Annotated in this window: 28 protein-coding genes; 8 read left to right on the forward strand and 20 right to left on the reverse strand. The window is 42.1% G+C overall.

Annotated features, from left to right (window positions below):
- Window positions 1-58: 58 nt before the first annotated feature.
- Window positions 59-799: an MBL fold metallo-hydrolase gene (locus ACVHUV_RS01920; protein WP_462085951.1), complete on the forward strand. Its 741-nt coding sequence runs from the start codon at window positions 59-61 to the stop codon at window positions 797-799.
- A 129-nt stretch (window positions 800-928) separates the two neighbouring features.
- Here the strand turns inward: ACVHUV_RS01920 and ACVHUV_RS01925 are convergent, their stop codons facing one another.
- From ACVHUV_RS01925 to ACVHUV_RS01985, 13 genes are all read right to left on the reverse strand, one after another.
- A complete protein-coding gene (locus ACVHUV_RS01925; RefSeq protein WP_462085952.1) occupies window positions 929-1,960 on the reverse strand; it encodes a PepSY domain-containing protein in 1,032 nt (343 codons plus the stop codon).
- Window positions 1,961-2,213: 253 nt separating this feature from the next.
- Complete coding sequence (locus ACVHUV_RS01930) at window positions 2,214-2,954, reverse strand: PepSY domain-containing protein (protein ID WP_317945004.1); 741 nt, start codon at window positions 2,952-2,954, stop codon at window positions 2,214-2,216.
- A 45-nt stretch (window positions 2,955-2,999) separates the two neighbouring features.
- Window positions 3,000-4,358, reverse strand: a complete 1,359-nt coding sequence (locus tag ACVHUV_RS01935) for a sensor histidine kinase (protein WP_462085953.1) — start codon at window positions 4,356-4,358, stop codon at window positions 3,000-3,002.
- Window positions 4,342-5,049: a response regulator transcription factor gene (locus tag ACVHUV_RS01940; RefSeq protein WP_371390959.1), complete on the reverse strand. Its 708-nt coding sequence runs from the start codon at window positions 5,047-5,049 to the stop codon at window positions 4,342-4,344. The genes ACVHUV_RS01935 and ACVHUV_RS01940 overlap by 17 nt, the downstream gene beginning before the upstream one ends.
- A gap of 165 nt (window positions 5,050-5,214) precedes the next feature.
- Window positions 5,215-6,042 carry an undecaprenyl-diphosphate phosphatase gene (locus ACVHUV_RS01945; protein WP_371390958.1) on the reverse strand — a complete coding sequence of 276 codons (828 nt, stop codon included), beginning with the start codon at window positions 6,040-6,042 and terminating at the stop codon, window positions 5,215-5,217.
- Window positions 6,043-6,049: 7 nt separating this feature from the next.
- The gene (locus tag ACVHUV_RS01950; protein ID WP_371390957.1) at window positions 6,050-6,661 is read right to left on the reverse strand and encodes a DedA family protein; all 612 of its coding nucleotides are present in this window, start codon (window positions 6,659-6,661) and stop codon (window positions 6,050-6,052) included.
- Window positions 6,662-7,200: 539 nt separating this feature from the next.
- Entirely contained in the window at window positions 7,201-8,484 is a 1,284-nt protein-coding gene (locus ACVHUV_RS01955) for a DUF4139 domain-containing protein (protein ID WP_371390956.1), read from the reverse strand.
- 106 nt (window positions 8,485-8,590) lie between these two features.
- Complete coding sequence (locus tag ACVHUV_RS01960; protein ID WP_371390955.1) at window positions 8,591-8,797, reverse strand: hypothetical protein; 207 nt, start codon at window positions 8,795-8,797, stop codon at window positions 8,591-8,593.
- A 262-nt stretch (window positions 8,798-9,059) separates the two neighbouring features.
- Window positions 9,060-9,266: a hypothetical protein gene (locus ACVHUV_RS01965; RefSeq protein ID WP_462085954.1), complete on the reverse strand. Its 207-nt coding sequence runs from the start codon at window positions 9,264-9,266 to the stop codon at window positions 9,060-9,062.
- A gap of 95 nt (window positions 9,267-9,361) precedes the next feature.
- Window positions 9,362-10,984, reverse strand: a complete 1,623-nt coding sequence (locus ACVHUV_RS01970; protein WP_462085955.1) for a long-chain fatty acid--CoA ligase — start codon at window positions 10,982-10,984, stop codon at window positions 9,362-9,364.
- A gap of 92 nt (window positions 10,985-11,076) precedes the next feature.
- A complete protein-coding gene (locus ACVHUV_RS01975; protein ID WP_462085956.1) occupies window positions 11,077-12,228 on the reverse strand; it encodes an acyl-CoA dehydrogenase family protein in 1,152 nt (383 codons plus the stop codon).
- 195 nt (window positions 12,229-12,423) lie between these two features.
- Window positions 12,424-13,194, reverse strand: a complete 771-nt coding sequence (locus tag ACVHUV_RS01980) for a 3-hydroxyacyl-CoA dehydrogenase (RefSeq protein WP_462085957.1) — start codon at window positions 13,192-13,194, stop codon at window positions 12,424-12,426.
- A gap of 257 nt (window positions 13,195-13,451) precedes the next feature.
- Complete coding sequence (locus ACVHUV_RS01985) at window positions 13,452-14,600, reverse strand: thiolase family protein (protein WP_462085958.1); 1,149 nt, start codon at window positions 14,598-14,600, stop codon at window positions 13,452-13,454.
- Between the two features lie 187 nt (window positions 14,601-14,787).
- Between ACVHUV_RS01985 and ACVHUV_RS01990 the strand changes: the two genes are divergently transcribed.
- The 5 genes from ACVHUV_RS01990 to ACVHUV_RS02010 all read left to right on the forward strand — a co-directional run bounded on the left by ACVHUV_RS01990 (window position 14,788) and on the right by ACVHUV_RS02010 (window position 18,360).
- Window positions 14,788-15,138 carry a lmo0954 family membrane protein gene (locus ACVHUV_RS01990; protein WP_317944989.1) on the forward strand — a complete coding sequence of 117 codons (351 nt, stop codon included), beginning with the start codon at window positions 14,788-14,790 and terminating at the stop codon, window positions 15,136-15,138.
- 13 nt (window positions 15,139-15,151) lie between these two features.
- Window positions 15,152-15,790, forward strand: a complete 639-nt coding sequence (locus ACVHUV_RS01995) for a PspA/IM30 family protein (protein WP_462085959.1) — start codon at window positions 15,152-15,154, stop codon at window positions 15,788-15,790.
- Between the two features lie 218 nt (window positions 15,791-16,008).
- Window positions 16,009-16,710, forward strand: a complete 702-nt coding sequence (liaF, locus tag ACVHUV_RS02000) for a cell wall-active antibiotics response protein LiaF (protein ID WP_371390948.1) — start codon at window positions 16,009-16,011, stop codon at window positions 16,708-16,710.
- Entirely contained in the window at window positions 16,707-17,753 is a 1,047-nt protein-coding gene (locus ACVHUV_RS02005) for a sensor histidine kinase (protein ID WP_462085960.1), read from the forward strand. The genes liaF and ACVHUV_RS02005 overlap by 4 nt, the downstream gene beginning before the upstream one ends.
- Window positions 17,728-18,360 (forward strand): response regulator transcription factor, encoded by a 633-nt coding sequence (locus tag ACVHUV_RS02010; RefSeq protein WP_317944983.1) that lies wholly within the window; start codon window positions 17,728-17,730, stop codon window positions 18,358-18,360. Before ACVHUV_RS02005 ends, ACVHUV_RS02010 begins: the two co-directional genes overlap by 26 nt.
- Before the next feature lie 284 nt (window positions 18,361-18,644).
- On the opposite strand, the gene ACVHUV_RS02015 is transcribed toward ACVHUV_RS02010, so the two are convergent.
- From ACVHUV_RS02015 to ACVHUV_RS02025, 3 genes are all read right to left on the reverse strand, one after another.
- Entirely contained in the window at window positions 18,645-19,094 is a 450-nt protein-coding gene (locus ACVHUV_RS02015) for a hypothetical protein (protein WP_462085961.1), read from the reverse strand.
- Between the two features lie 84 nt (window positions 19,095-19,178).
- The gene (locus ACVHUV_RS02020) at window positions 19,179-19,793 is read right to left on the reverse strand and encodes a zf-HC2 domain-containing protein (RefSeq protein ID WP_371390940.1); all 615 of its coding nucleotides are present in this window, start codon (window positions 19,791-19,793) and stop codon (window positions 19,179-19,181) included.
- Window positions 19,783-20,298, reverse strand: coding sequence for an RNA polymerase sigma factor (locus ACVHUV_RS02025; RefSeq protein ID WP_371390939.1), 516 nt, complete (start codon window positions 20,296-20,298; stop codon window positions 19,783-19,785). The genes ACVHUV_RS02020 and ACVHUV_RS02025 overlap by 11 nt, the downstream gene beginning before the upstream one ends.
- Before the next feature lie 378 nt (window positions 20,299-20,676).
- Between ACVHUV_RS02025 and ACVHUV_RS02030 the strand changes: the two genes are divergently transcribed.
- Window positions 20,677-21,945 carry a SpoIID/LytB domain-containing protein gene (locus tag ACVHUV_RS02030; protein ID WP_371390938.1) on the forward strand — a complete coding sequence of 423 codons (1,269 nt, stop codon included), beginning with the start codon at window positions 20,677-20,679 and terminating at the stop codon, window positions 21,943-21,945.
- A 74-nt stretch (window positions 21,946-22,019) separates the two neighbouring features.
- Here the strand turns inward: ACVHUV_RS02030 and ACVHUV_RS02035 are convergent, their stop codons facing one another.
- Window positions 22,020-22,442: a hypothetical protein gene (locus ACVHUV_RS02035; protein ID WP_371390937.1), complete on the reverse strand. Its 423-nt coding sequence runs from the start codon at window positions 22,440-22,442 to the stop codon at window positions 22,020-22,022.
- A 595-nt stretch (window positions 22,443-23,037) separates the two neighbouring features.
- Between ACVHUV_RS02035 and ACVHUV_RS02040 the strand changes: the two genes are divergently transcribed.
- Window positions 23,038-23,376: a hypothetical protein gene (locus tag ACVHUV_RS02040; protein ID WP_462085962.1), complete on the forward strand. Its 339-nt coding sequence runs from the start codon at window positions 23,038-23,040 to the stop codon at window positions 23,374-23,376.
- A 373-nt stretch (window positions 23,377-23,749) separates the two neighbouring features.
- Here the strand turns inward: ACVHUV_RS02040 and ACVHUV_RS02045 are convergent, their stop codons facing one another.
- From ACVHUV_RS02045 to ACVHUV_RS02055, 3 genes are all read right to left on the reverse strand, one after another.
- Entirely contained in the window at window positions 23,750-25,582 is a 1,833-nt protein-coding gene (locus tag ACVHUV_RS02045; RefSeq protein ID WP_462085963.1) for a mechanosensitive ion channel, read from the reverse strand.
- 137 nt (window positions 25,583-25,719) lie between these two features.
- Window positions 25,720-26,184 (reverse strand): DinB family protein, encoded by a 465-nt coding sequence (locus ACVHUV_RS02050; protein WP_462085964.1) that lies wholly within the window; start codon window positions 26,182-26,184, stop codon window positions 25,720-25,722.
- Window positions 26,185-26,311: 127 nt separating this feature from the next.
- Window positions 26,312-26,629, reverse strand: coding sequence for a hypothetical protein (locus ACVHUV_RS02055; protein ID WP_371390929.1), 318 nt, complete (start codon window positions 26,627-26,629; stop codon window positions 26,312-26,314).
- Between the last annotated feature and the right edge of the window lie 123 nt (window positions 26,630-26,752).

Raw genomic sequence — 26,752 nt, forward strand, 5'->3', positions numbered from 1 at the left:
GTATTTTATACCCCGTACGGTATAAAAGCAAGTACATTGTTTATGGAGGTTTTTACACATGAAAGTTATTCCGATTGGTATTTGGGGCGGTTTTCCTAAAGCAAATGGGGCCACTTCATCCTTTTTACTTGAGCATGATGGGTTTCATTGTCTTGTGGACTGCGGGAGCGGCGTTCTAGCCTCGTTGCAAAATCATCTTCCATTAGAAGCATTGGATGCTGTTGTCATCAGTCATTATCACGCAGATCATATTGCAGATATCGGCAGTTTGCAGTATAGTCGCCTCATTAATTATTATCTCGGCCAACCTTCTCCGGTGTTGCCTATTTACGGTCACGACAAGGATCGTGAGCATTTTGAAAAGCTTTCTTATAAAGAACGAACGGTTGGAGTTGCTATTCAAGTAACGGATATCGTGCAAATCGGACCATTTGAAGTGTCATTTTGTGAGACGACTCATCCAGTATATTGCTTAGCAATGAAGTTCCAAGTAGCTGGACAATCCGTTACGTTCACGGCAGATACTGAATGGCGGGACGAGTTAGTTGCGTTTGCCAAAGGAACGGATTTATTAGTAAGCGAAGCGAATTTGTACGAAGAGCACCTCGGGAAAGCGCCTGGACATATGGCCGGCAGTGAAGCGGGTAAACTCGCAAAACTGGCTGAGGTGAAACAATTAGTGTTGACACATTTGCCCTTACACGGCGACCCGAGAGACATTTTACAGGCTACAAAAGCAGTGTTTGAGGGACCAGCTGAACTTGCCGAAGTCGGTAAAACTTACGAATTAAATGCATAAAGACGTTTCTCCTGTCTCATTAAAACAAGCGGACAGTATGGCAGCTGTCCGCTTGAATGCTTCACAGTCAGTATGGCGTCTGACCGTGTCTATAATAAAGTGTTTTTATGTTTAAGTTGTTACATTGTATTACTCTTCATCTTTTTCAAATGAAAGAATTGCACCTGTGTATGCATCGATTTCCAATTCATACTCGATGTCTCCATCTTCCATTTCAATTTCGTACACGTTGCCGTCTAATTCAAATTCCGTGACAACACCCGTTGCTTTTTGTTTAGCGATGGACATTACTTGCTCTTTTGTCAATTTCGTCTTCGCAACAGGTTGGCTTTTTTCTGCTTTTACTTGCGCTTTTGGCGCCGTCTCTACAACTTTTAGTGTATGATTTACATCGTTTTCTGTTGTTTTGACTTTTGCAGTTGCTTCATTTTTAAACGTTTTGAAACGCTCTTTTTCAAAGCTCAACACTTCTCCAGTTGCTGCGTCCAGTTCGATTTCATACTCAAACTCATTGTCGTTTATTTCAATTTCATAGACTTTACGATTGTCGTCTGAATCGAGCTCGATTTTTTCAACAGTACCGTTCGCCTTCTTTTTTGCAATGGCGAGCGCTTCTTCTTTCGTCAACAACTTTTCGGATTGAACGTACTCGTCATCATCAAGTGCTTCTTTTTCAAACTTGACGACTTCACCGGTGATGGCATTCACTTCTACATCATATTCAAAAGCGTCATCTTCCATCTCAATATCATAATAGAAACGGTTATGATCTTTCTCTAATTCAATATCCTTTACAACTGCATCTACCTTGCCTTTTGCAATTGTAACAGCTTGTTCTTCCGTAATCATTTTGTCAGTCCATTTTGTATCTGACGAAGATTCAACGACCACAACTTCTTTGGACAATGCATCGACAATTAAATCGTACTCGATGCCTTTTGCTACAGCATCCACTTCATACACAAAGCGTCCATTCTCTTCATCCAATTCTATTTCAGTAACAACGCCACCTACTTTTTGTGCAGCCAGTTGCTTCGCTTCCTTCAATGAAATCAATTGATCCTTTGAAGCAACACTTGCAGGTACAGAATCACTTGCCATCGCAACCCCACCGATGGCGATTACCCCAGCCATCGCCGGAATCAACATCCATTTGTTCATCCATTATCTCCTCCTTATCCTTGTTATCTTCATCTTACCCAACGAACATGAGAGGAGATTGAGAGGATTATTAGAAGTTCATGAGAATCATACTAGTAATTGCTCCTTCATTGTTGTAGGCGTTTTTGTACAAATATGAAAGGCCCAGATTAATAAATAAAAATCGCGAGCAACCAAATGTAAAGAACCTTGGTTGCACGCGATTTCAATTTTTACTTCATTCATACATCCGACATACTTATGTGCGGATCCATTATTCATCCCACGAAACCGTCATTACTGCTCCTGTAATAGCATGTATTTGATAGGTTACTTCATCTAAATCATCATCCGTATCAATGTCAATCTGCACTAAATAATAGCCGCCATTTTCCGTTTCTTTGTAATCGACGTCATCGACTTCACCGACCATGCCGGCAGGTAATTGAGTCATACCAATGTTGGCGGCTTGCTGCTCTGAGATTAACACTGGCTTTTTTGGAGGTGTAGTCGGTTTGTTTGACGGTTTTGATTCAGTTGTCGTTTTACCTGTATTAGTTTTCGAAGACGTTGTGTCATTCGTATCAGATTTGTTTTTATCAGATGTTACAGGCGGTTTCTCTGTCACCTGTTCTTTTTCAGGTAACGGGTCTTCAGTCTTTTCTGACATACCCCCTGTAACCGCGTCTTTTTCTTTATCATCCTGCTCTGCTTTAGCAACATCTGTATTTACGGACTCTTTCGTTTGAATAAGGGAAAGCACTTTACCCGTTTCCGCGTCCACTTCAACTGCATATTCTGCGCTTCCCTTAATGACATTTGCCGTGTAAACGGAACCTTGTAATTGTATATCTTCAATCTCGCCTTGATAAATCAGCGTCAACTGTTTTTGAATTTCATTTTCTGATAACGTATTCGCTTTTGTCAGCTTTCCAGCTGTATAAAGCTGTCCACCAACGATAATGACAACCGTTAAAATAATCGGTATGAACCAAGGTTTTTTCCATATTCTCATGCAAAAAGCCTCCTTTTTATCATCTTACCGAAGGAACATTAAAATTCACTGAGAATCCTCTCTCTTATTTGGAATGAACACACGTATACACGTCCCCATACCCACTACACTTTCTATGGACAAATTCGCTCCTAAACCGTCGGCAATCTCTTTCGCTATGGAAAGGCCTAATCCTGTTCCACCTGTTTTACGGCTCCTATCCGAATCGACCCGATAAAAGCGATCGAACAAATGCGGTATATCTTCTTTAGGTATTCCTTTTCCATAATCCTTCACAGTCACTTCTACACCGTTCGACTGGTCATTGATAGATGCAACAATTTCCCCATCGCTATATTTCCTTGCATTATCAAGCAATATGAACAACAGCTGTTTCACATACTTTCCATCTGTCTCCACGTAATATTGTTCATCCGCCTCAATTTGAATGTCTCTTCCATACGCTTGTCGCAGCGGTTTAACAACATCTTCTACCAATTGGTTCACATTCGTATCCACAAATTCAATTGCCTGCGCTTCATTACTTTTCGCTAAGTCAAGCATTTGTGTGATCATTTCTTTCATACGTCCCGTTTCTGAAAGAATGGCAGCTAATGCCTCGTCCACTACTTCGCGGTTTTCAAGCCCGCGTCTTATTAACAGGCTTGCATAGCTTTCGATCACCGTCAAAGGTGTTTTCAGTTCATGCGAAGCATTGGATACGAATTGTTCTTGCTTGTTATAGTTCTGTTCCAATTCTTCCATCATTTCATTGTACGTCCGTTCCATCTGCGCCAGTTCATCTTTTCCGTCCACGTTCTCATTAATCTTTTCAAACTTGCCCGATTGCCGATTACTTGTCATCGTCTGGATAAGTTTTTCAATCGGCTGAGTCACAATTTTTCCTAACGTCACACTCGATAACACGATTAAAATCATGGCAAACGCCGTAACGCCAATTAATACGAACTTTAGCACGCGCAGATTTTCTTCAACATCCGTTAACAACTGTGTAATTTCTAGTGTCACCACTTCACCCGTCGGCCAGATTATGGGCATCGTGATGGATAATGCTTCAATTCCTTTAAAATCTCGAATGACAAAAGGATCATCAGCATTCGTACGGTCACCAATCTTTCCAAGCCCCTCTACTGATTGAACAATGGTAATTGCTTTATTTGCACTGTCCGTTATCGTTACCGCACTATTTGCCGGGATGGTAGCCCGTATAACGATTACCGCATCCTCTTCTGTTGCCGTTTGACTTAATGCCGTGGTTAAATTATTCGACCGACTTAACAATTGGTGGTATTCCGTGTTATGTGACATTCTTTCAAACAGAAAATAAATAAGAACATTCGCCAACACCAGGATAATAAACATCAACAACGTCGAGAAGACATGGATTTTATTTTTCAGCTTCATGGATCGGTTCCTTTAATGCATAGCCGACGCCTCGCACCGTTTGAATGAGCGAAGGACCGTCTTGCATGTCTATTTTCTTGCGGACATACCGTATGTATACATCGACAACATTTGTATCACCGAAATAATCATAGCCCCAAACTGCATCTAATAATTGTTCACGCGAAAGAACCTGATTTGGATGACGCAGGAGATGAAGCAAGAGATCGTATTCCCTTGGCGTCAGCTCAATCAATTCGCCGTTCCGCTTCACTTCGCGTGATTGTTCATGTATAGACAAGCCCGCAAACTCATGGAAAAATTCATCTTTTACAACCGCTTTTTTCTGTGATGAACGAATTGCAGATCGGATTCGTGCAAGTAACTCATCAATTTCAAAAGGCTTTGTTACATAATCATTTGCCCCTAAGTCAAGACCCGTCACTTTATCTTTTACATCACTTTTTGCGGTCAATAAAATAACAGGCGTCTCTCCTTCCGTCGCCCGAATCCTTTTTAACACATCCAGTCCGTTCAACCCCGGTAACATTAAATCCAAAAGCACAAGGTCCCATTCCTGTTCCCGAAATTTAATAAGACCATCCGTCCCAGTATGAGCAGTGCCGACTGCATACCCTTCAAACTCCAGCTCCAATTGAAGAACACGTGCAATACTTTCTTCGTCCTCGATCACTAATATTTGCTCTTTCAAGTCGATCACCTGCTACTTTTTTATTTTATTCTATCAGAGAATTTAGGGTGGAGAAAATAAATAAGGTAATGGAGGTAGAGGAGTCTTGTCGCGTCTGGCATTCATTCACAAAAAAACCGCGGAAAGCCCAATGACCTCACGCGGTAAGATAGTTTTATATATTCCTTACAAAAACACGATTGCTGCCAAGATGACCGCCAGAATTATACGGTAAATGGCAAACGGTACGAGTTTAATTTTTGAAATTAATTTCAAGAAGAAACGAATTGAAATGAGCGAGAAAATAAACGCACTTAGGAATCCAACAATGTAAAACGAAATGTGATCCATCGACATGTATTCCCAGTTTTTCATTACCGAAACAAGACTTGCTCCCATCATAATCGGTACAGCCATGATGAACGTGAAGTCGGCAGCCGTTCTATGGTTCATGCCGAATAATACACCGCCTGAAATCGTAGCGCCTGACCGAGAAAAACCTGGCCATAATGATAGACATTGGACAAGCCCAACAGTAAATGCTTGACGATACGAAATCTGATCCAACGACTGCACTCTCGGCTTTTTCGGCCCAAATTTATCTGCTACTATCATGAGAATTGCACCGGCAACAAGTGCGACAATAACCGTTTCAACACCAAATAAATAATCGTCAATCAAATCTTTAAATGCAAATCCAAGAATGACCGCAGGTAACATCCCAACAATAACATGCAACAAGTTAAATCGCTTGTTCATCTTCTGACCGTCGATTTTATACAGTCCGACTAAACTGAACAGTCGTTTCCAAAACACGACGACAACCGCCAAAATCGATCCTAACTGAATAACGATTTTAAAGGTGATCGCAGGGTATTTGCCAAGAAACTCCTCCGTCTTCAGCCACATATCATCTACAATAATGAGGTGACCTGTCGAAGAAACCGGTGCAAATTCCGTCATACCTTCTACAAAACCAAGTAATAACGCCTTCAATAATTCAAATAACTCCATAAGTCCACTAAGCCCTCTTTCTACGGAAGCGGATGTACCCGATACAAACCGCAAAGCCGCTAATTGCTAACACGATATAAACGATTGACGAATAGATATCCATATACCGGAGTATCGATTCCCAATTTTCACCGACCGTAAACCCTATTGTAACAAGAATCGCATTCCAAATGAAGCTACCAATCGCTGTCAGGAGAATAAATAATGGAAAATTCATATGCGCCATACCTGCTGGAACTGAAATTAGACTGCGCACAAGTGGAATGAGCCGGCAAAAAAAGACCGTCCATGGGCCGTATTTTTCGAACCATCCTTCCGCCCTTCTCAAGTCTTTTTTGGAAATGCGCAACCAGTGCCCTTTTCTTTCAATCAACCGCTCAAGTCGCTCAACATCCACAACTAGTCCAATACTGTATAACACCATCGCACCCACTACAGAGCCAATCGTCGCTGCAACAATAACACCCATTCGCGTCATCGATGAAACTGTCGTGACAAAGCCCCCGAACGTCAAGATCACTTCAGATGGAATTGGGGGAAATAAATTTTCAAGCAAAAGTAAAAAACAGACGCCAAAATAGCCATGCTCGCTAATAAACTCAATTATCCATTTCTCCATAAAACGCTCCCTTTGGTTTATGGATCAGTACATACAAGGCCCCTACAACAGGACGTTCCAATTGCGTGGATGGTTTCCGATAATCCATGATGGATTGTACGTGGACAAAGAGTAAAATATGCTTCAGCATTTATGTGCATAAGTTGGGCAAAATGGACTTATGCACGTTTTTTTGTGGATAACAAAGTGGATATGTTTATAATTTCAGAAAATGCGCTGTTTTTGGGCATATTTTATCCACATGTTGATAAATTCGCGGGAGATGAAGTTGTTCATTAAGTTGTGAATAACGAACCGACTTTACCGAAGAAAATACGAAATACCATGCGTTTCTTACGAAAAGGATGTTCTTCATTCTGGGGATAAAATAGAGGATGCAATTGAAAATCACAGCGGCTATCGACAAAAGTGAAATTCGTGTAGCAAAAAATAAAACTGCGTGAACCCAAAGTTTGTGCAACTTGGATTTACGCAGTTTTTCCGGAGGTATGCCCCAGAGCTGTTTTCGCTTCTTCTATGTTCTAACAACCAATAAATTATTAGAAGCCAATCGTTCTTCTCGCAGATCGGTCGTGGCGGATTGTGAATTTGACGGTTTCCTCTTCATCGACCGGAACGTGTATCGGCAGTAGAATTTTGTCTCGCTTTTTCTCCCAGTCGTGTGTCGATTCATCGACCGTCCAAAGATGTCCTGGCACTTGCTGGCGAATAATGGCTTCAACCGGAACACCTTTCGTATTGCAAATTGAGTATTCATATTCGGTATACTCATAGCCACCTTCTTTGTACTTCCCTGATTTTTTACTCGTCACTTTAATATCGCAAGCTTCGCCGGACTTTAAGCGCACTTTTTCATCGACTTCAGTATGCTTAATGCGATATTCTCCAATAAATTCTGCACTGCCATCTTTCGGATTTGTTCTGTACATTTTAAAAATACCAGCCGGTAACGGAAAACCTAATCCGTTCTCCACTGTATTATCAAATTCAATGTAAATATCCGGATTGGCCGTTTGTTCATTTATCTCATATATGATTTGCGCCTTTGAATTCATTGATGACAGCAGGCGCAGTTGCTTGCGTTGCTTGTCCTCCAAATCAATCGGCCGAGGAAATGTGTACGTGTGGAAATCCGAAAAGGCATCTGTTGCAGCTTCTTTCTTCTGCGACAATTCTTTGCTTTTCTCCACATTTTCATTCCCGGCTTTACTCAGCTTTCCTGAAATCAAACGCAATGTCGCATCCTCATAATTCACACCCGAGTAATTTTTCATCGTCAGCCAACCAGATAAATCGAAGCGGTCTCCATGCATCGAAATGACATAATCAGCTTTCCACGACACGCCATCCGTTAAATAAGACACACATACTTCATCCTTCATTTGCTGACCAACTTGCCAAACAAGCGTTGGCTCTACATGAAAACCACTTTCTGTCTGAGGAAAACGGATTTCTCCCCTCGGATTCATGACAAGTTCTCCCGTCTCAACATCTTGCAATACAACTGGACCATTCGCACGCAATAGCTTGTAACGCTTTCCTTCTTTCGAAAGTGCATCTTTCATCAACACTTCTTGCCCTAAATATTTCTCATAAAGCTTCAACTCATCCATTAAATCATACTCATAGACGAACTCCGAAACGTCCATTCCTTCGATAATGACCGAATTCGGCTCCAGCTTTCTCGCAACTTCGAGAAACTCGACCCACTCACTTCCATCGAGCTCCGGTACTGAACGCGTATCTTTCACCAACGCAAATCCGTCATTGTATACCGTCAGTGAACAGGCTGTAGCTTGTGACTTCGTAATTCGTGTCGGCATGTTAAACCTCCTCATCGTTTACCGGCTATCACTAAACTTTCCATTTTACATCCGTATATACGCTATTCCCTGTTCTTTCAAAATTAATGCAACATGACGGTGATTTCTATGGATTACAACCTGAGATGCCGCACTCCATGATCAGTCCTTCTATTGCTAGTAAGCCACCGAATTCAAGTACCCACCGATTCGAGTGACTTTTACCACCGACTTCGATCTGTTTACCACCGAATTGAGCGACTTTACCACCGGTTCTCGACCTGTTACCACCGATTCGAACCACTTTACCACCGATTCGCCACTTTCTAACCAATTTGCCATCGTTTCAAAATCGCTCAATCGGGCACTTTCCCGTTATCACCGGTTCTACGGAGTTTATCACCGGTTCTGGGCTAGTTATCACCGGTTCTCGGAGGGTTATCACCGGTTCTCTCGACGTTATCACCGATTCGCACCACTTTATCACCGATTCGCAGGTTTCTAACCAATTTACCATCGTTTCAAAGTCGCTCAATCGGGCACTTTCCCGTTATCACCGGTTCTACGGAGTTTATCACCGATTCGCAGGTTTCCAACTATTTCACCCGCACTTTAGCTTCCCACAAACCTATAAATTTACCGTTATCACCGCTTAGATGGCGTTTATCACCGCTTGCGTCCCATTTATCACCGCTTACATCGACGTTATCACCGCTTGCCGACTGTTTATCACCGCTCAGCGAACGTTTATCACCACTCACCCAGTTAATGGAATCCCCCGCCTCAACTCTCTCATCCCCCAACACATTTCACCTTCACAATTCACCATCCCACATTCCATCCACAAAAAAACCACCCGCGACACATCTCCCACGCGAGTGGTTTAAAACTTCTCTACTCACACTTTCAATTCATGCCCTTTCAACTGATCGCGCAATGCTTTTTTCAAAAACTTGCCGACGGATGTTTTCGGGATTTCAGTCAAGAACACGACATCGTCTGGTACCCACCATTTGGCGAACTGCCCTTCTAAATAGGACAACAACCGTTCCTTCATCACATCATCAGCCGTCTTGCCATCTTTCAAGACGACACAAGCTAGCGGGCGTTCTTGCCATTTCTCGTGTGGAACGGCGATGACCGCAGCTTCGAAGACATCTTCATGTGTCATTAGGGCATTTTCCAAGTCAACAGATGAAATCCATTCGCCGCCACTCTTGATCAAATCCTTTGTCCGATCCATCAACTTCAAATAGCCAAATTCGGTCATGACGGCAATGTCACCGGTGTATAGCCAACCATCCTTAAATGCTTCCGCTGTTCGTTCGTCTTTATAATACTCACTTGCAATCCACGGTCCACGCACGGTTAATTCGCCCATCGTCTTGCCATCCCACGGGACTTCTCCATCTTCATTTACAATACGGACTTCAAGGCCTGGCATGATGAGCCCTTGTAACGTACGAATATCGACGCGTTCATCCATTGACAGTTCTTCCATACCCGATGTATACACGGAAAGACTGACAAGTGGTGAGGTTTCTGTCATGCCGTATCCGACGTAGAATGGCACTCCAAGCTTTTCCTCGAACGCCCGAATCAGCCCTTTTGGAGAGGCTGAACCTCCACAGACAATTGCACGCACTGATGATAAATTTCGCGGTTGCTGCTCCTGTACTTTTAACACCGCTAGCCAAATGGTCGGCACGCCTGCTGTAATTGTGACATTCTCTTGTTCAATCAAATCCAGCAGCAGCGCAGGGTTAAGCCCTGGACCCGGAAGCACTTGAGTCGCTCCAAAAAATACAGACGCAAACGGGATGCCCCATGCGTTGACGTGGAACATCGGAACAACTGGCATGACGACATCTCGTTCGCACAAGCCCATCGCATCAGCAAGTCCGAGCGCATAACTATGCAACACAATGCCGCGGTGCGTGTAAACAACACCTTTTGGATTGCCCGTCGTAGCAGATGTATAACACATGCCCGCTGGCGTATTTTCATCTAAATCTTCAGGATAGACAAAGTCATCGGATGCCCCGTCCAACAACGCTTCATATGAATGAACATTGGCAAGCGACGTTTCAGGAATCTCCCTGCTATCGCCCATGATGACGTAATGCTTCACGGTCTTTAGCAAAGGTGCAAGCTTTTCAAAATGTGGAAACAGATTGTCATCGACTAACAGAATTTCATCTTCTGCATGATTAATGACATACGCAATATGTTCCGGTGACAAGCGGATATTCACAATATGCAGGATCGCACCGGTACTTGGTACACCAAAATACGCCTCTAGATGTCGGTGGTGATTCCATCCGAATGTACCGACTTTCGTCCCGTGCTTCATCCCCAGTTTCGTCAGCGCATCGGACAATTTCCGCGTCCGCTTTGCAAATTCACGGTACGTAATCCGATGGATCGTATCCTCCCCTGTACGTGAAATGATCATCTTATTCGGAAAAAACTGTTCAGCTCTTTTAATGAAAGAAGATAGTAGTAGCGGTGTTTGCATCATAACGAACATTCCCCTTTTCCCCACATGTATTTTTCCCTACTTGTACAACCATTCGCTTTGCATCCTATGACACACATGCGGCTCATATGCCGTCAACCTAATCCCATATTTTTCGCGATAATCAACTTCATAATTTCATTCGTTCCTGCATAGATCGACGCAACGGGAATATCCCGGTACCTCCGAGCAATTTTGTATTCTTCCATATAGCCATAGCCACCATGAAGTTGCATGCATTCGGCGGAAATTTCCCTCGCCGTCTCCGTAATCCAATATTTTGCCATAGACACTTTCGTGACGATTTCTTTCCCGGCTAGATGGTCCTCGATGAGCGATTCTAGAAAAGCCTTGCCAAGCTCAACTTTTGTAGCGATTTCTGCGAGCTTAAACTGCGTGTTTTGGAATGAACCAATGGACTTCCCGAACGCCTCGCGTGATTTCACATAATCGAGCGTCATTGCAAGCATATCTTCCGAAGCGGTTTGTGCAGACAATGCAACGACGAGCCGCTCCTGCTGAAGCTTCTCCATGAGATAGCTGAAACCTTTGCCTTCTTCACCGAGTAAATTCCGAGCAGGCACCCGGCAGTCTTCGAAATAGAGTTCCGCTGTATCTTGCGCATGCATGCCGACCTTGTCCAACTGCCTTCCTTTCGTAAAACCGGGTGTCCCTTCTTCCACCAGCAGCAAACTAATGCCTCGATGCTTCGGTTGCGCTGCTGGATCCGTCTTTACGACAACGAGAAACAGGTTGCCATTCACTCCGTTTGTGATGAACGTCTTCTGGCCATTGACGACATAAAATTCCCCATCTTTTATCGCCGTCGTCTGGATACTCGCTAGATCCGACCCTGTTCCTGGCTCCGTCATCGCAACGCCTGTAATGACATCCGCTGTAATACAACCCGGAAGCCATCGCTGTTTCTGCGCTTCATTCCCGAATGATTCGATATACGGAACAACGATGTCATTGTGCAAGCCTACACCTGTCAAGCCCGCGCCAACACGTTCCATCTCCTCCCCGATGATGACGCCGTAGCTAAAATCGAGTCCTAATCCCCCATACGCTTCCTCCACTTGTGGACAAAGAAAGCCCATCTCACCAAGTTGTTTCCAAAATGATACGGGTATCACTTTGTCTTTTTCCCATTGCTCGTAGTGAGGAACAGCCTCCTTCGCTAGAAATTTCCGAAGCGTTTCGCGAAATAAAACATGTTCATCCGTTTCAAACCGGTAACGCGCCATACAACTCCCCCTTTCACTTGCAACGTATAAATTGCTTATACCTCCCGCTAACAACAACCGGCACTTCGCTAGCCCCTTCATACAATTTTCGAGACGAGCCACTCTGACCAGTCTCTATCCGGCTTAACAGGCAACTTGCTATTTCAATACATCCTTCATGCACATTCGATACCTTACGCTGTCCAAACCACTCTTCTATTTCGCCTGCATCCGTATCGCGCCATCCAATCGGATTACTTCACCATTCAATAGTGGATTAGTTACGATGCTTTCAACGAGTTTTGCATATTCATCCGGCCGTCCTAGCCGTTTCGGAAATAATGTCATGTCCACAAGCGCTTGTTGAGCGGGTTCAGGAAGCCCGGCGAACAAAGGCGTTTCAACAAGGCCAGGTGCGATCGTCATGACGCGTATGCCGTACGGTGCAAACTCCCTTGCAATTGGAAGTGTCATGCCGACTACACCGCCTTTTGATGCACTATATGCCGCTTGTCCGATTTGTCCTTCAAACGCCGCAACGGAAGCGGTGTTCATAATAATGCCACGTTCGCCATCTTTATTAGGCTCATTGTCCATCATGGCAGCTGCCGCGACACGAAGAACATTGAACGTGCCGATCAGATTGACTTGAATGAGCTGTTCGAAGCGTTCAAGTGCCATCGGGCGACCTTTTGACACGACTTTTCCAGGAGTCGCTATTCCTGCGCAATTGACGAGCACATTCACTTTCCCGAATGTCGCTACGACTGCGGCTACATTTCGTTCCACCTCTTCCGCACTCACTACATCCGTTCTTTTGAATAAAACCCGGTCTTCCCCTAACGCATCAACTAACGCCTGTCCACGATCCTCGTCCCGATCGAAAATGGCCACTTTACCACCGGCAGCGACAAGCCGCCTTGTCGTCGCTTCCCCTAAACCGGAAGCGCCTCCCGTGACAATTGCAACCGTTTCATGTACCTCCATCTCTTCAGCCCCTTTAGACAATCCTTATCGATATGAGCAATCAACCATTATCGTTCAACTAACGACCGGTAATCGCCTGACCTAAACGTAACAAGTTCTCATGTATTGCATGAATAGACTTTCCCGCTATCATACAACGGTGACCTTTTTACGTTCATTTTCAGATGAACGAACGCAGTGCCGACTAAACGGCGCATGTTACATTACGCACATTATTCTTAGCACCTTGCAGTCAACCATCCCGTCATTTTCAAACCTTATAACCGCTCAATAATCGTAGCGTTCGCCATGCCCATTCCTTCACAAATCGCTAACAAGCCGTATCGGCCGCCTGTCCGTCTCAGTTCATTCACTAACGATACGAGCAATTTCGTTCCAGTCGCACCAAGTGGATGACCTAATGCGATGGCGCCACCGTTTGGATTCAACTTGTCGGGATCTGCCCCAACTTCCTTCAACCAGGCAAGTGGAACAGGAGCAAAGGCTTCGTTCACTTCGTACACATCCATGTCGTCGATTGTCAAACCCGCTTTCAGTAAAACTTTTCGTGTCGCTTCAATCGGACCGGTGAGCATAAGGGTCGGATCTGAACCGACAACTGAACGTGAGACGATGCGAGCGAGCGGACGTATCCCCAATTCATCTGCACGCTCTTTTGACATGAGCAACACGGCAGAAGCGCCATCACTCATTTGACTGGCATTCCCCGCTGTAATGACGCCTTTTTCATCGAACACCGTTTTGAGTCCAGCAAGCACGTCGAGTGTGGAATCCGGACGCGGGCCTTCGTCCGTTGTAATTGTTTCGACGATACCATCGCCGCGATTCACAACAACTGGCACGATTTCGTCTTGGAACTTGCCTTGTTCAATCGCACGTATCGCTTTTTGATGGCTTTCATAGGCAAACCGATCGAGCGCTTCCCTTGTCAGTCCCCATTTTTCGGCAATTCGCTCAGCAGATAGGCCTTGGTTAATGATTTCATATTTGGCGGTCAGTTGAGAGCTCGGTTTTGCGTCACCCATGTTGGAAAACATCGGCACTCTCGTCATGCTTTCGACGCCACCTGCAATGACGATGTCCATGTCGCCTGCCGCGATTGCTTGGGCAGCAAAGTGGACCGCTTGTTGGCTCGAGCCACATTGACGGTCGATTGTGACACCGGGTACGTGGATTGGGAAGCCTGCAATCAATGCCGCTGTCCGTGCAATATTGCCGCCTTGTTCACCTGCTTGTGTGACGCAACCTACAATGACATCTTCTACGTCTGCTTTGTCGATGCCCGCTCGATTGATAAGCTCTTCGAGGACGATTGCTGCTAGCTCGTCCGGCCGATAGTCTGAAAATGCCCCCTTGCGTCGACCGACTGCCGTTCTGACACCTTCGACAATGACAACTTCCTTCATGTCCGCACCCCATTCTCTGAATTAATTGATAGTTCATATAGTACCAGCTTACATGAAAGCGCTACCAAATTCTAGATGTATTTACTCGAATTCAGTCTCAAGTCTTAGTGCAATATCCGCTTTCCGCCTGTTTGGACGAGATGAAATCCGTTATATGATAGGTGTACAACGAAAGGAGGAACAACAAATGAAAAAATTTGGTCTTGCGATACTTGGCATTGTGGCAGCTATCGTTGTTCTTGCGAATTTAGGATCGATTGTTGCATTAGCCATTTCCGCTATCGTCGCTTTTGCGGGATTCCATTATTACCGGAAGAGTGATTCGACATTGCTCAAGTTGTTTTGGGCGATCGTATTGCTGATCGGTTTGTTGACGGCTATTTCCAACATTCCTGCGTTCATCGGCATCATCGCGATTCTTGGTGTGTATTACGTGTGGCGCAAATGGAACGACGTGAAAAACGAAGATGTAATCCCAACACATTCCAATGACCCGTTCGTCAATTTCGAACGTCAATGGGATGAACTGACAAAATAAGGAGGAAACGACGATGAATTCATTGTGGAACAGATTCAAATACACTGTGCAAGCCGATTTGCACACGATGCTAGATAAAAAGGAAAAGAAAAATCCAATTGCCATGTTGAATCAATATATCGTGGAAGCCGAAAAACAAACACAATCCGTCGGCAAATTGTTGGAGCGGCAAGGGAAATTAAAGCTTGCGCTTGAAAAGGAGTACGCAGAAGCAACAGCAATGGTCGATAAACGTCGCACTCAGTTACAACTGGCAGAGACGACTGGCGAGGAAGATTTAATCGCATTCGCACAAGGTGAAATTCACGCTTACGAAACACGTGCTGTAGATTTGGCGAAGAGCGTGACTGAGTCTGCAAACGAATTGATGGCACTGGAAAGAAAATTTGAGGAAATGAAACATAAAGTGAAAGATATGAAAGTGCGACAACTGCAATTGATGGGCAAAGAAAATGTGACACGTGCACATCGCCGCATGGATCGATTCATCTCGCCCGAACAAGCAGATGCGCATGTTTCTAACGTGGAAGAGATGAAACAATACATTGAAAACCTTGATCGCAACATTTCACGCGACTACGAAACATCTTCCATGGAGCGCCGACTGGAATCATTGGAGAAAAATTCCGCAAAAACTGCGGAAATTGTGTAAGATAGTAGTAGTTGATGTGAAATCTGCTTTTGAGAGAATGTTCACATGCCAAGACGAAATAAACGGGAAGGTGCTTGCCTTCCCTCTTCAATTTCAGTTGGACTGAAGGCGTTACTTTAGATGCCTTCCTTTCCATTTTGTTAAAACGTTGCGCTTTATGGTCCACGCAAAGAATAGGATGAGACGTGGAATCTGACAGGAAGAAGGAGGCATTCAGCATGAGAAAATTAGACACGAGTAAGATGACGTTTTGGATAATCGCCTTTCTTCTGTTGATATTTGTGGAGTCTGCATTTTTATCTAACGGCAATATCATCTTCCTCCTTCTTGGTGCCGGATTTACGTATTTTGGTTTTAAAAAACGGACGAAGTGGATGACGTTTGTAGGGTTCTTTTTCATCGTCATGGCATTGCTCACTTTATGGAGCTTGCGCATGCTGTTGCTGGCATTATTTGTGTATATTTTATATCACCTGTGGAAAGGTGTACCGGCTGAGGAAATTATGCGACCAGTGAAATCCGTCCCTCAAGCAACTCCAAACGGCATTTGGAAAAACAAGTGGTTTTCTGTTCAATCTTCCCCGTTTTCATCATATGAATGGGAAGATATCCAAATCCAAGGCTTCTTTGGAGATATCCATGTCGATGTGACAGACACTGTTTTGCCTAAAGGGACGTCTTTCATTTCTGTTCGACAAGGATTTGGTCGAATAAAGATTGATGTACCTTATGAAATTCCAGTCCGTATTCATTACACGACGTTGTTTGGTGAGGCGAGAATTCTTGATATTAGCCCGAAACGAATGATTAATGAAACGCTTTATACTAAAGATGGTTATGAAGGTGTCACTGGCGAGCGTGCAGAACTCATCATTTCGTTGGCGACATGGATGGGTGATATTGAGGTGACGCGCAAATGAAAAATCTCGTTGGCCGTAGTTTCTCTTTATCATTGTTGTTTTTGGCAATTACCGCGATTTATTTTTATGCACTCATCGATGTGCCAATCGAGGAAAGCTGGGTGCTCTTTTATGACATCCAGTATGCCAATGTCCCTTTAGGTGCTTGGATCCTCATTACGTGCATTTCATTAGGGACTGGGATTGCCTTTTGGATGGGCGGCATTAGCCGTTCCAAAGATAAAGTATTTGTGCAGAAACTGACAGGGTTAATTCAAAATGAAGAGCTTGTAAAAACGAAGCGATTTTCACCGAAGATTGAGCGACGACTTGTGGATGTCTCGAATATTTTGGCGACGCAGCGGAAAAGTTTGCAGCGCATTACGGATGAACGCGCAGAAGCACAAGACAAAATGATTCAGGAGCGCATCGTTCAAGAACGGCAAAGATTGGCACGTGAATTGCATGACTCCGTTTCCCAACAACTGTTTGCAGCTTCAATGTTGCTGTCTGCAATAACGGAAAGCAACGAGGAAGATGCTGCATTGCAAAAACCGTTATTGCAAGTGGAACGAATGGTGCAACAAGCTCAATTGGAAATGCGCGCGTTGTTGCTACATTTACGGCCAGCCGCGTTGAACGATAAATCATTGGCTCAAGGTCTCGAAGAATTGTTAGTGGAATTAAAAGAGAAAGTAATGTTCGATATTCGTTTCCGTTTGGAAGAGGTGTCACTATCTAAAGGAGCAGAAGATCATTTATTCCGCATCGCACAGGAAACGTTGTCAAATACTTTACGGCACGCACAAGCAACCGAAGTAGACATTCTCTTTGTCGAAAGAGATGATCTATGTATTTTTCGCGTTCAAGATAATGGTGTCGGCTTTAAAGATACAGACGGTAAAGGCGGATCTTATGGGCTGCAAAACGTGAAGGAGCGTGCAATCGAGATTGGCGGCACATGTAAAATCGTGTCCGTCCCTTCTCAAGGCACGATTGTTGAAGTGAAGTTGCCGACAAAAAAAGGGGATGAGTTGGATGATTCGAGTTCTTTTAGTGGATGATCATGAAATGGTACGGATCGGGGTGTCCGCCTATTTACAGACGCAACCCGATATGGAAGTCGTCGGGGAGGCTGTCAACGGCAAAGAAGCTGTGGAAAAAGCGCTCGCATTACGACCGGACATCATTTTAATGGATATGGTCATGCCTGAAATGAATGGAGCGGAGGCAACAGCTGCCATTATTAAACAATGGCCAGAAGCGAAAATCGTTATTGTCACGAGCTTTTTGGATGACGATAAAGTATACCCTGCCCTCGAAGCGGGTGCAATCAGCTACATTCTTAAGACATCCAATGCAAAAAGAATTGCAAATGCCATCCGCGATACACTGAAAGGGCAAACGGTTCTAGAACCAGAAGTGACGACAAAAATGATGCAAAAAATGCGAACGGGCACAGCTCACAAACTACATGATGAATTGACCGAACGCGAACTCGAAATCCTTCTGTTGTTGGCTAAAGGGAAAACGAATCAGGAAATTGCCGATGAGCTGTTCATTGCGCTGAAGACAGTGAAAACGCATGTGAGTAATTTGTTGGCGAAGCTCGAGGTGCAGGATCGCACGCAGGCAGTCATTTATGCGTTTAAGAATGATTTGGTGGAATGATGGATTGCTGAGGAGGAGTTTCGATACAGTATGCGGCGTTTTCGATGGGTATGCGGCGTTTGAGGCGCTTATGCCGCGTTTGAGGCAAATATGAGCTGTATTCGGCAATTTTGCCGCGTTCGGGCGAAGTATACCCTAACTTACCTATTGTGGGTGTCAAAGTATAAAACGAGAGTGACAGGGCAACACGTTAACAGATAAAGTTTGAATAAAAGCTTAAGTATATAAATAGAAAAAAACCACGCAATGCGTGGATTTTATTACTATAACTTTGTAGTTAAACATTAATCAACAGCAATATTGTAAGTTCCAGTTACTTCGGCACTGGCCTGTATAGTGTAGGTTCCAGAGAATGCTGGTATTGGACCTAATTTGACAGAAGTTCCTGGATCAACATAGCCACTCTTAGCAATTATGTTTCCTTTACCATCCACGATTCTAAACACAACCGTACCAGGATTACCAGCCCTATTAGTTATAGTAGGTGAGTCAGTGAAAATATTATTAGATCCGATAACGTTCGAATATACGTTCCTTGTTAAGTAAACATTACCTGACCAATCAATCATTGCTGAAATCTCGTCATTTTCAGTTAGATCGCTTTCATTTACATTAATGTGATCAGTCTTAGCTGCATTTGCTTGAGGTGTGTTGCCAACTGCTAATGCTAGTGCAAGGGCAGTTGTAGAAGAGAGTATAATCTTACTAATTTTCGTAAAAAGCACTCCAATCAATATTTTAGTTTAATAAAAACAATTCCAAATTTAACATTACTAATCTTTCTAAAAATTGTCAACATTAATTTTTGTCCTTTTTAGTTATGTTGCATTTATTAAGTATATCCCATCACTTTTAGGTTTAAATTCAAAAAAATAATCCACATTGTTTTTTAATTTTTTCAGTTTTACACTCGAACCAGGTAATATTTTCAACTCTTCTATTACAATATTGCCGTTTTTATCCTTTACTCGTAGTAATATTTCATTTTTACTATTTGCGTGATTAGTAATTTCCTTTCTCCAAAAAAAACTATCGTACTTCAAAGATTTTTGACCTTTAAAATGTAAGCTTTCCCATTCTTCCTTGTTATCCTCAGAATCTACAACTACATTTGCACTTTCCATAGGAAAAAAAATTTGATTCACTACTCCTACATCCTGAATTAAGAGTGCACCGATAACAGTTAATATAAAGGTCAATACGGTGGTTGTTATGACTTGAATACGGCGCTTTTTATTTACTTTTTTAAAGGGTTTAATTGCATTTTTAACTTGCTCTGGTATTGGTTCGACATAATCAGTTTGCATCATAGTTAATTGGGTCTTACATTCATCACAATTGTGTAAATGTTCTTCAACAATTTCAACAGTATCATCACTACAAATACCATCAACGTATGATGGTAATAAATCTTTAACAACATTACATTTCATAATGATCCCTCCGTATCATTTCTGCTAAACTAGTTTTGGCACGGTAATAAGTAACCCTGGCCCAGTTTTCACTTTTATTAAATATCTTTCCTATCTCTCTAAAGCTAAGGTTAATTGATGTTCTTAGTAAAAAAATATCACGATATGGCTCTTTTAAAAGATGTATTTTTTTGTGGATTGAAATAAGTGTATGTCGGTTAATAACTTCGACCTCTGGATCATCAACATTTGAGGGGATATCCAATCCCATTTGCATTATATTTTCAACGCTCAAATGTCTGTTTTTTTTCTCCTTTTTTAAATGGTTGTAATATGTATGTTTAGCAATCTGACATAACCAAACAGACAACTTACATTCACCGTTATATCGATGAATAGACTTTACTGCTTGGTAAAAGGTCTCTTGAGTTAGTTCTTCAGCTAAATCTACATTCGATGTTAAAAGAATCAGGTAAGCCTTAACTTCGTTTGCATAACACTTGTACATCTCACTTAAATCCTCCACATTCTCCCTCCCCTCTTTTTCCATATACTTATATATAGCTTTAAAACCGAATTCGTTACAAGAATCCTGAAATATTTTTCACATTCAATATAGTACTTTCTGAAAAAGCATTATTATCTACTGGAATGAACCATATATCTCAATAAATTTCCCATTGGTAACTATTTTAAGTGACAGCGAGGGGAACCCCCCTTCTTTTTTTTTGTTGTTTTTGGGTATAACCTTAGTGAACCAGCTACACTGAATGAAGTATATAGTTCCTATAGTGGAGGTCTGAGGAGGAAACTTAAAATTAATTTTTTCTAAATATTCGAGAAGGTTTATCGGGACAAATGTCTAACTATATACTTATCAAATAATTTTAATGGAGGGAAAAAAATGAAAAAAACTTTTATCGCTTTTTTCAGTTTTGTATTTATTTTATTTTCTGGATTAAACGGAACAGGTTATGCTCAATATGAACAAACATCACAACCTTCTGATACAATCAAAAGGCTTGTGGAATTGGAAAACGACCAAAAATGGGAGAGCATCTCCGAATTATGGTCAAATGAAATGAAAGATATTATGGAGGGATTTTTAAGTAATGGCGAAAATATGAAGCAGCACAAAGGTTTATTCAATATTCAGAAAGCATCTTTAGTAACGCAAAAACAGATACCCGAAGAATATAAAGAGTTATTTCCGGATATGAGTGAATCTTCCCTTTTATATTATATCGCCATAGATTACGAAGTTTATAAAGAAGATGTTTTCCATATGAATGGGATTAATTACTTTTTGGTGGAATTAGTTAAGGAAGGTAACGATTGGAAAATTAAACAACTCCAAAATGCACCCGTTGATATATTGAAAAGTTATAACCTAGGATTTAATACAACTGATGAGGATAAGATGATAGAGATAATCTCAAAACGCCATAAAGGAGATTATTTAAATAGAAGCAATAAGCTTCTTGAAGTTAATAGATTATCAGAAGCTGAATTAATGAAGTTACGAGGTGAAAAACCTTTAACGGAAGAAGAAGTAGCTGAAAAAATTGGATTGAATAGCACAAAATCCTCTTCTGATTCATACGCTTCAATAACTGCTGCGAGTGATCATGATATACCACAAAACATCTCAGTATACATGACATCACCTATCAACAAAACTGCACACGGTTGCAGTAGTGACTGTGTTAGAGCTGTATACTTTAAAACTACCTATATAAATAATGTACTTCCAAATGAATGGGGAATAAATTGGCATGAAAATTCACTAAAGACAGGTGCAATGGCAGTGAAAATGTACGGATGGTATGGAGTATATTATCCTTTGGCATCAGCAGTAGGTGCTCATGTATATGATAATATAAATAGTCAAGTATATAAAAGTGGATCTGCCACTGCAAAAACAACTAAAGCTGTAGAAGATGTAAGCGGTGTAGGAATGCATAGAAAAGACAATAAAGCTCTTTTCTTAACCGAATTTGCTGCTGGCATTGAAAATTCACCAGGCACACAATCATCAGGAAAGATTTCTCAATGGGGATCTAAATATTGGGCTGATAAAGGCGAATTACCATATTGGATATTAGGATACTATTATAACGGTTCCAGCAAAGTTGGAGGATCAGGAAAAACATTTGAATACTTCACTTATTAAAAAGTAAAGGAAGATTCTTCTACTGGGCTATCGACTTTGTCGATGGCCCGTTTTATTATTATTTCATTACCTTTTTATTCACATCTAATTATATTAAATAAAATATCTGTAGCCCTTTGTCCTTTTTGACCTACTGCATCAATCAAAAAATGATAAAGAATACTCTCATCGTTTTTAAATTTATGTTTAAGTGTAAATATGTCATCCTTGCCCTTACTTCTTCCAATTAAAACTTTCTGAGTAGTTGTCTCCGTTCCTGTAGGAACAAGATAAAAATAAATTTCTAGAGTATTTTTAGCATGCACTTCGACATTAATTTCATTGTCGCCACTCGGAATACATAGCCAACCATTTTCCACCACATATGGAGCTGTTTTATACTCAATTATTTCTGGCGTTAAGACATTAGATTGAACATACATTTTTTTACTAATGCCCCAAGAAACACTAATTAAAAGCAAAACTATTATTAATACTCCCTTATATAACCTTTTCATATCTAACCTCCATTTTTAACATACTTTTACACTGACATAGTCTGTTTGACCATTGCGTTAAAAAGTAATATTAGGTCACAGAAATGCCCCTTCTAATAGTACGATTTCTTTCACACCAATAGATAACAAAATGAAATTCCGAATTGCTCATCCTACGATATTTTTCGAAAAGATTGGAGCGACATATTAACCACTCTTGAAAAGGTGGTTTTTTATATTTGGACGAAGGTTTGTTTTGTTCAATTTGAGTATGAGCCGTTCCGACAAAATATGCGCCGTTTGAGCGAAGTATGCCGCGTTCTATAAGAAATAAGTTGTTCAATTAGTGAACGCGGGGCTTGCTTTGTCACAAAACTGACTGAATCGCGCCTAATGGGTTTTGACCAATTAAGCACTTGTTCTAAGTTGTAATCATTGATTCATCATAGGCTATAAATGACTAAACGAAGAGATGCTCAAAAATAGTCTATTCGCCTCGATTATTATTTCTGAAAAATGTTAAAATTTAATTAGAACAATAAAAATCATAAAACAGGAGGCTTAGGTTATCGCGAGAAGCTGGGTTTTATCCCTTTGTATCTTTGTAACACCCACTTTGTTATTGATAGGTTGCAGTGATCCTGAACAAGAGACAAGTGAAATCGATTTATCGAGCGAAACAGATATGGATGGAATTGAAGCCCAAGCAAATGATTTCTTGAAAGAGGACAAAGAGATTTCAACTTTTACAATTGATCGTATTGAATATAGTCATGAGAATCAAGACTTAGATAAAGTATACATTCTCACTTATTCTATGAAACCTTCCAATCCGGAAAATTTCATCCTGGCAGGCAGTGGGGTTATGGGAGATGACGGATGGGTAAAGGAGCGCGTGTATTACATTGTTGCTAAAGACAACGGTGAGCTTCTGTTTAGCACGAGTCCTTTGTAAAGTTAGAAACCAACAAAGTTTTGCTAATTCTCTTTTCTATGATGGCTTCCGCTCCACTGACCTCTAGCCGCGTTTTCGAAAAAAATGCGGCGTTTTCGGCGTTTATGCGGTGTTTGAGGGAAATATGAGCTGTATTCGGCAATTTTGCCGCGTTCGGGCGAAGTATGAGCCGTTCCGACAAAATATGCGGCGTTTAAGCGAAGTATGCCGCGTTCTACAAGAAATAAGTTGTTCAATTAGTGAACGCGGGGTTTGCTTTGTCACTAACCTGACTGAATCGCGCCTAATGGGTTTTGACCAATTAATAAAACCGCCTAGCTATCTCCATTCTCGATAGCTAGGCGGTTTTCATTGGTTCTTTACTTCATATTAATTATTGTCTAAATGGACCGTTTGGATCCTCTCCACGGTTCGGATCATATGGATATTCTTCGCCAGCGTTCGGCGCGTTGTATCCTTCTTCGTTCGTTTGGTTGAACTTTGTCGGATCAGGATTTTTTAGGGTGTTTGTCATATCAGAATCAGCCGGATCCGATAATGGCAATTCATCGGAAGGGAGATGTCCCGTACGTGGTTCATAATCCTTTCCTGTTGGATAGTCAGTCGGTGGCATATTGTTTGTACGCGTTGTTCGACGCATCGCTTGCTCCGCTTGACTTGCAGATTGCTTTGCTTCACGCTTCATATCTTGTTTTTCTTGCTCCCACTTCTCCTTGGAAACATCTGCATTTTGAAGACTGCTTTCCATTTTCGACAAGTAACGTGATGCATGATCACGTCCACCTAAGCCAAATGCGAGACCGAAAGCGAGCGCCACTCCCCCTAAGATGAGGATAAATGCCGCATTGATAATTGCGGGTGCAATGCCTAATTGGCTAAGTGCCATGAAAAACGCAAACGCCAAGATTGCGTATTTTGCTACATAGCGCAACACGTGTGGTTGGCCGGATTGCGTCGTCATAATACTGCCGACAAATTTTTCTGCAAGATTTGCGAGCCAGAAGCCGACTCCCAAAATGACGATTGCTGCAACGACCATTGGCAAGTAAGCAAAAATTCCTGTCGCCAACGTTACCATGAAGTCCAAGTCAAGAATTTGAAGCGCTTCGACGACAAACAACAAAATAACAACGATTTGGACAATCGTTCCGATAATTTGCGAGAAAGATGGCATTGAAGCGGAGACGCTAGAACGGACACCCATCTTTCCAAAAATCGAGTTGATGCCTAAATTGTTCAATAGTGAAATGACCATACCTTTTACCCACTTCGCCAAATAAATACCGACGAGGACAAGGACTACCGCTACCGCAATTTTCGGCAACATCGTCATAATGTCGTTTAACATGGCAATTGCAGGACCGGAAATTCCCTCAAGGTCCAACACTTCAAGTGCTGAAATTGTCACAGGCAACATAATCAGTACAAAAACAATCGTTCCGATTACGCCCGAAATACTTGTTGTCGTCCCCGTAGACGTCAGCTTGAACTTATGTGCAAATCGGTCAATGCCAACCGTTTCAAGTAATTTTGTAACGATGGTACGAATGATTTTCGCGACGACCCAACCGATTGCGAAAATTAGTGCTGCACCTACTAGTTTTGGAATGAAGTGCATGAAGCTTTCTAGCATTCCTTCAAACGGGCCGCTAATTCCGCTTAAGCCAAGTGCATGTAAGACAGCTGGAACGAAAAGCAGCAATATGACATAAAACGCTATATTTGCTGCGGTTTCCACCCATTTCGACTTATCGATTTCATCGGGTGAAGCACCAACCTTTGCAACATACTTGTTCAATTTCATCTTGTGCCCGACAGCCAAAATCACTTTTTTCACAACAAGTGCAAGCACCCAAGCTAACAAGAGAATCAAAGCAGCTTTCAAGATGCTAAGAACCGCACCACCAATGCCTGAGTACATCGTCATGAACGGCTCAGCAATCATGGATGCATTCATGATGTTAAAGAATAATAGGAATGCCAATAGTAAAATTCCGAAGAAAAACACCTTACTAATGATCTTTTCAACATTCCATTTATCGTCTTTCACATCGAGTCTTTCATTCACCCTCGACTTCTTCAACCGCTTATACACCGCATTTTCCACTGCTTTTGCAATAAAAAAGCCGATGAGTAGCACAATTAATCCAATAATTAGTTCCGGAAGCCAACTTACCATATTGGCAAAATACAAGTCTCTGAACATTCCATGTCCTCCATTCGTTTTAGTAGTCTACTTAGGACTATTCCTAAAATCGTGGAAGTCTAAACCTATTCATTTAGTAAGTATGGAAAAAGTCGAACAACCACCCAATTCATTTCCAAATCAGATGGCTGTTCGAATTATTTTTCAGTTAGTTTAATAAGTGCATGAATGATACCTGTATGGACGCCTTCGTGCCATACGACAAATTCCACAACGCCTTCTACAGTGTTCATTTCTAGTAACTCGCCAATTTTCATTGGCGATTCGAGCACATCTTCTAGTTTTTCGTCGAGTTTATGCGCCAACCGCTCCGTTTGTTCAGAAAGCGCGGCAATGAGTACTTCCGTTCCTGGTACATCGCCTTCCCATTTTGCCGGGCATGACCCCGGAGCAAACAAAGGAATCCATTCTTCATGTTCAATTTCGTAGGTTGGCACTGCTTTCTTCACCAATGTTTCCATCGTCATGAAAATATGCCCGACATGCCAACGAATCGTATTGTTGAATCCTTCAGGTTGGACATCCCAAGCTTCCTCTTGCGCCTGTTGCAACCATCCAAGCGTATAAACCCTTGCGAATTTCATTTGTTTTAATAAACTCATCCCCAACTCCCCCTTTCATTTAACTTTAATGCTATGTACAGATTGTTTCAATCGTTAAAACAATCATTTTTCGCATCGATTGTCTCCACAAAAAAACAGCCTCATCGATGGGCTGTTTACAAGTATCCTACTTTTCTTTTTTATGTTCATTCCATTGTTCATGTGTTTTTTCGTTGAATGAATGACTCATTTCATTAGAATCGCTCATTTGTGGACGTGCTTTAGGCTTTACAGTTTCACTGGCTGGTGGTTTGTTTTCGCTGTAGGCTGACGGTTCATGTTTGCCGGTTTCGTCTTGAGCGTTTTTGCGAAAGTCACGTGTCCAGTTGGAATCGGACGGGTCCGCTAAAGGTAGCTCATGCGTCGGCACCATTCCTTTTCCGGGTTGCAACACTTTTGGTTCGAGATCTTTCTTATTTGGATATTTTCCATCTTTTATTGTCATATTGGAATCCACCCTTTCTACCTTACCCTAAGTAATTGTCTTTTCCCTCTTTCACCGCATCTAAACCTATTTTTTTACTGGAACACATTTATCAGTATTTTCGTCCTCTTTATAAGGAGGTGG

The organism is Sporosarcina saromensis (assembly GCF_054901285.1).

What these genes read in the sequence shown, in the direction of transcription:
- ACVHUV_RS01990 (WP_317944989.1), top strand. Translation starts at nt 14,788, where the DNA reads ATGAAAAAATTTGGTCTTGCGATACTTGGCATTGTGGCAGCTATCGTT.
- ACVHUV_RS02035 (WP_371390937.1), bottom strand. Translation starts at nt 22,442, where the DNA reads ATGAAAAGGTTATATAAGGGAGTATTAATAATAGTTTTGCTTTTAATT.
- ACVHUV_RS01930 (WP_317945004.1), bottom strand. Translation starts at nt 2,954, where the DNA reads ATGAGAATATGGAAAAAACCTTGGTTCATACCGATTATTTTAACGGTT.
- ACVHUV_RS02030 (WP_371390938.1), top strand. Translation starts at nt 20,677, where the DNA reads ATGAAAAAAACTTTTATCGCTTTTTTCAGTTTTGTATTTATTTTATTT.
- liaF (WP_371390948.1), top strand. Translation starts at nt 16,009, where the DNA reads ATGAGAAAATTAGACACGAGTAAGATGACGTTTTGGATAATCGCCTTT.
- ACVHUV_RS01985 (WP_462085958.1), bottom strand. Translation starts at nt 14,600, where the DNA reads ATGAAGGAAGTTGTCATTGTCGAAGGTGTCAGAACGGCAGTCGGTCGA.
- ACVHUV_RS01920 (WP_462085951.1), top strand. Translation starts at nt 59, where the DNA reads ATGAAAGTTATTCCGATTGGTATTTGGGGCGGTTTTCCTAAAGCAAAT.
- ACVHUV_RS01925 (WP_462085952.1), bottom strand. Translation starts at nt 1,960, where the DNA reads ATGAACAAATGGATGTTGATTCCGGCGATGGCTGGGGTAATCGCCATC.
- ACVHUV_RS02010 (WP_317944983.1), top strand. Translation starts at nt 17,728, where the DNA reads ATGATTCGAGTTCTTTTAGTGGATGATCATGAAATGGTACGGATCGGG.
- ACVHUV_RS01975 (WP_462085956.1), bottom strand. Translation starts at nt 12,228, where the DNA reads ATGGCGCGTTACCGGTTTGAAACGGATGAACATGTTTTATTTCGCGAA.
- ACVHUV_RS01970 (WP_462085955.1), bottom strand. Translation starts at nt 10,984, where the DNA reads ATGATGCAAACACCGCTACTACTATCTTCTTTCATTAAAAGAGCTGAA.
- ACVHUV_RS02050 (WP_462085964.1), bottom strand. Translation starts at nt 26,184, where the DNA reads ATGAGTTTATTAAAACAAATGAAATTCGCAAGGGTTTATACGCTTGGA.
- ACVHUV_RS01995 (WP_462085959.1), top strand. Translation starts at nt 15,152, where the DNA reads ATGAATTCATTGTGGAACAGATTCAAATACACTGTGCAAGCCGATTTG.
- ACVHUV_RS02005 (WP_462085960.1), top strand. Translation starts at nt 16,707, where the DNA reads ATGAAAAATCTCGTTGGCCGTAGTTTCTCTTTATCATTGTTGTTTTTG.
- ACVHUV_RS01980 (WP_462085957.1), bottom strand. Translation starts at nt 13,194, where the DNA reads ATGGAGGTACATGAAACGGTTGCAATTGTCACGGGAGGCGCTTCCGGT.
- ACVHUV_RS01945 (WP_371390958.1), bottom strand. Translation starts at nt 6,042, where the DNA reads ATGGAGTTATTTGAATTATTGAAGGCGTTATTACTTGGTTTTGTAGAA.
- ACVHUV_RS02045 (WP_462085963.1), bottom strand. Translation starts at nt 25,582, where the DNA reads ATGTTCAGAGACTTGTATTTTGCCAATATGGTAAGTTGGCTTCCGGAA.
- ACVHUV_RS01950 (WP_371390957.1), bottom strand. Translation starts at nt 6,661, where the DNA reads ATGGAGAAATGGATAATTGAGTTTATTAGCGAGCATGGCTATTTTGGC.
- ACVHUV_RS01955 (WP_371390956.1), bottom strand. Translation starts at nt 8,484, where the DNA reads ATGCCGACACGAATTACGAAGTCACAAGCTACAGCCTGTTCACTGACG.
- ACVHUV_RS01935 (WP_462085953.1), bottom strand. Translation starts at nt 4,358, where the DNA reads ATGAAGCTGAAAAATAAAATCCATGTCTTCTCGACGTTGTTGATGTTT.
- ACVHUV_RS02020 (WP_371390940.1), bottom strand. Translation starts at nt 19,793, where the DNA reads ATGAAATGTAATGTTGTTAAAGATTTATTACCATCATACGTTGATGGT.
- ACVHUV_RS02055 (WP_371390929.1), bottom strand. Translation starts at nt 26,629, where the DNA reads ATGACAATAAAAGATGGAAAATATCCAAATAAGAAAGATCTCGAACCA.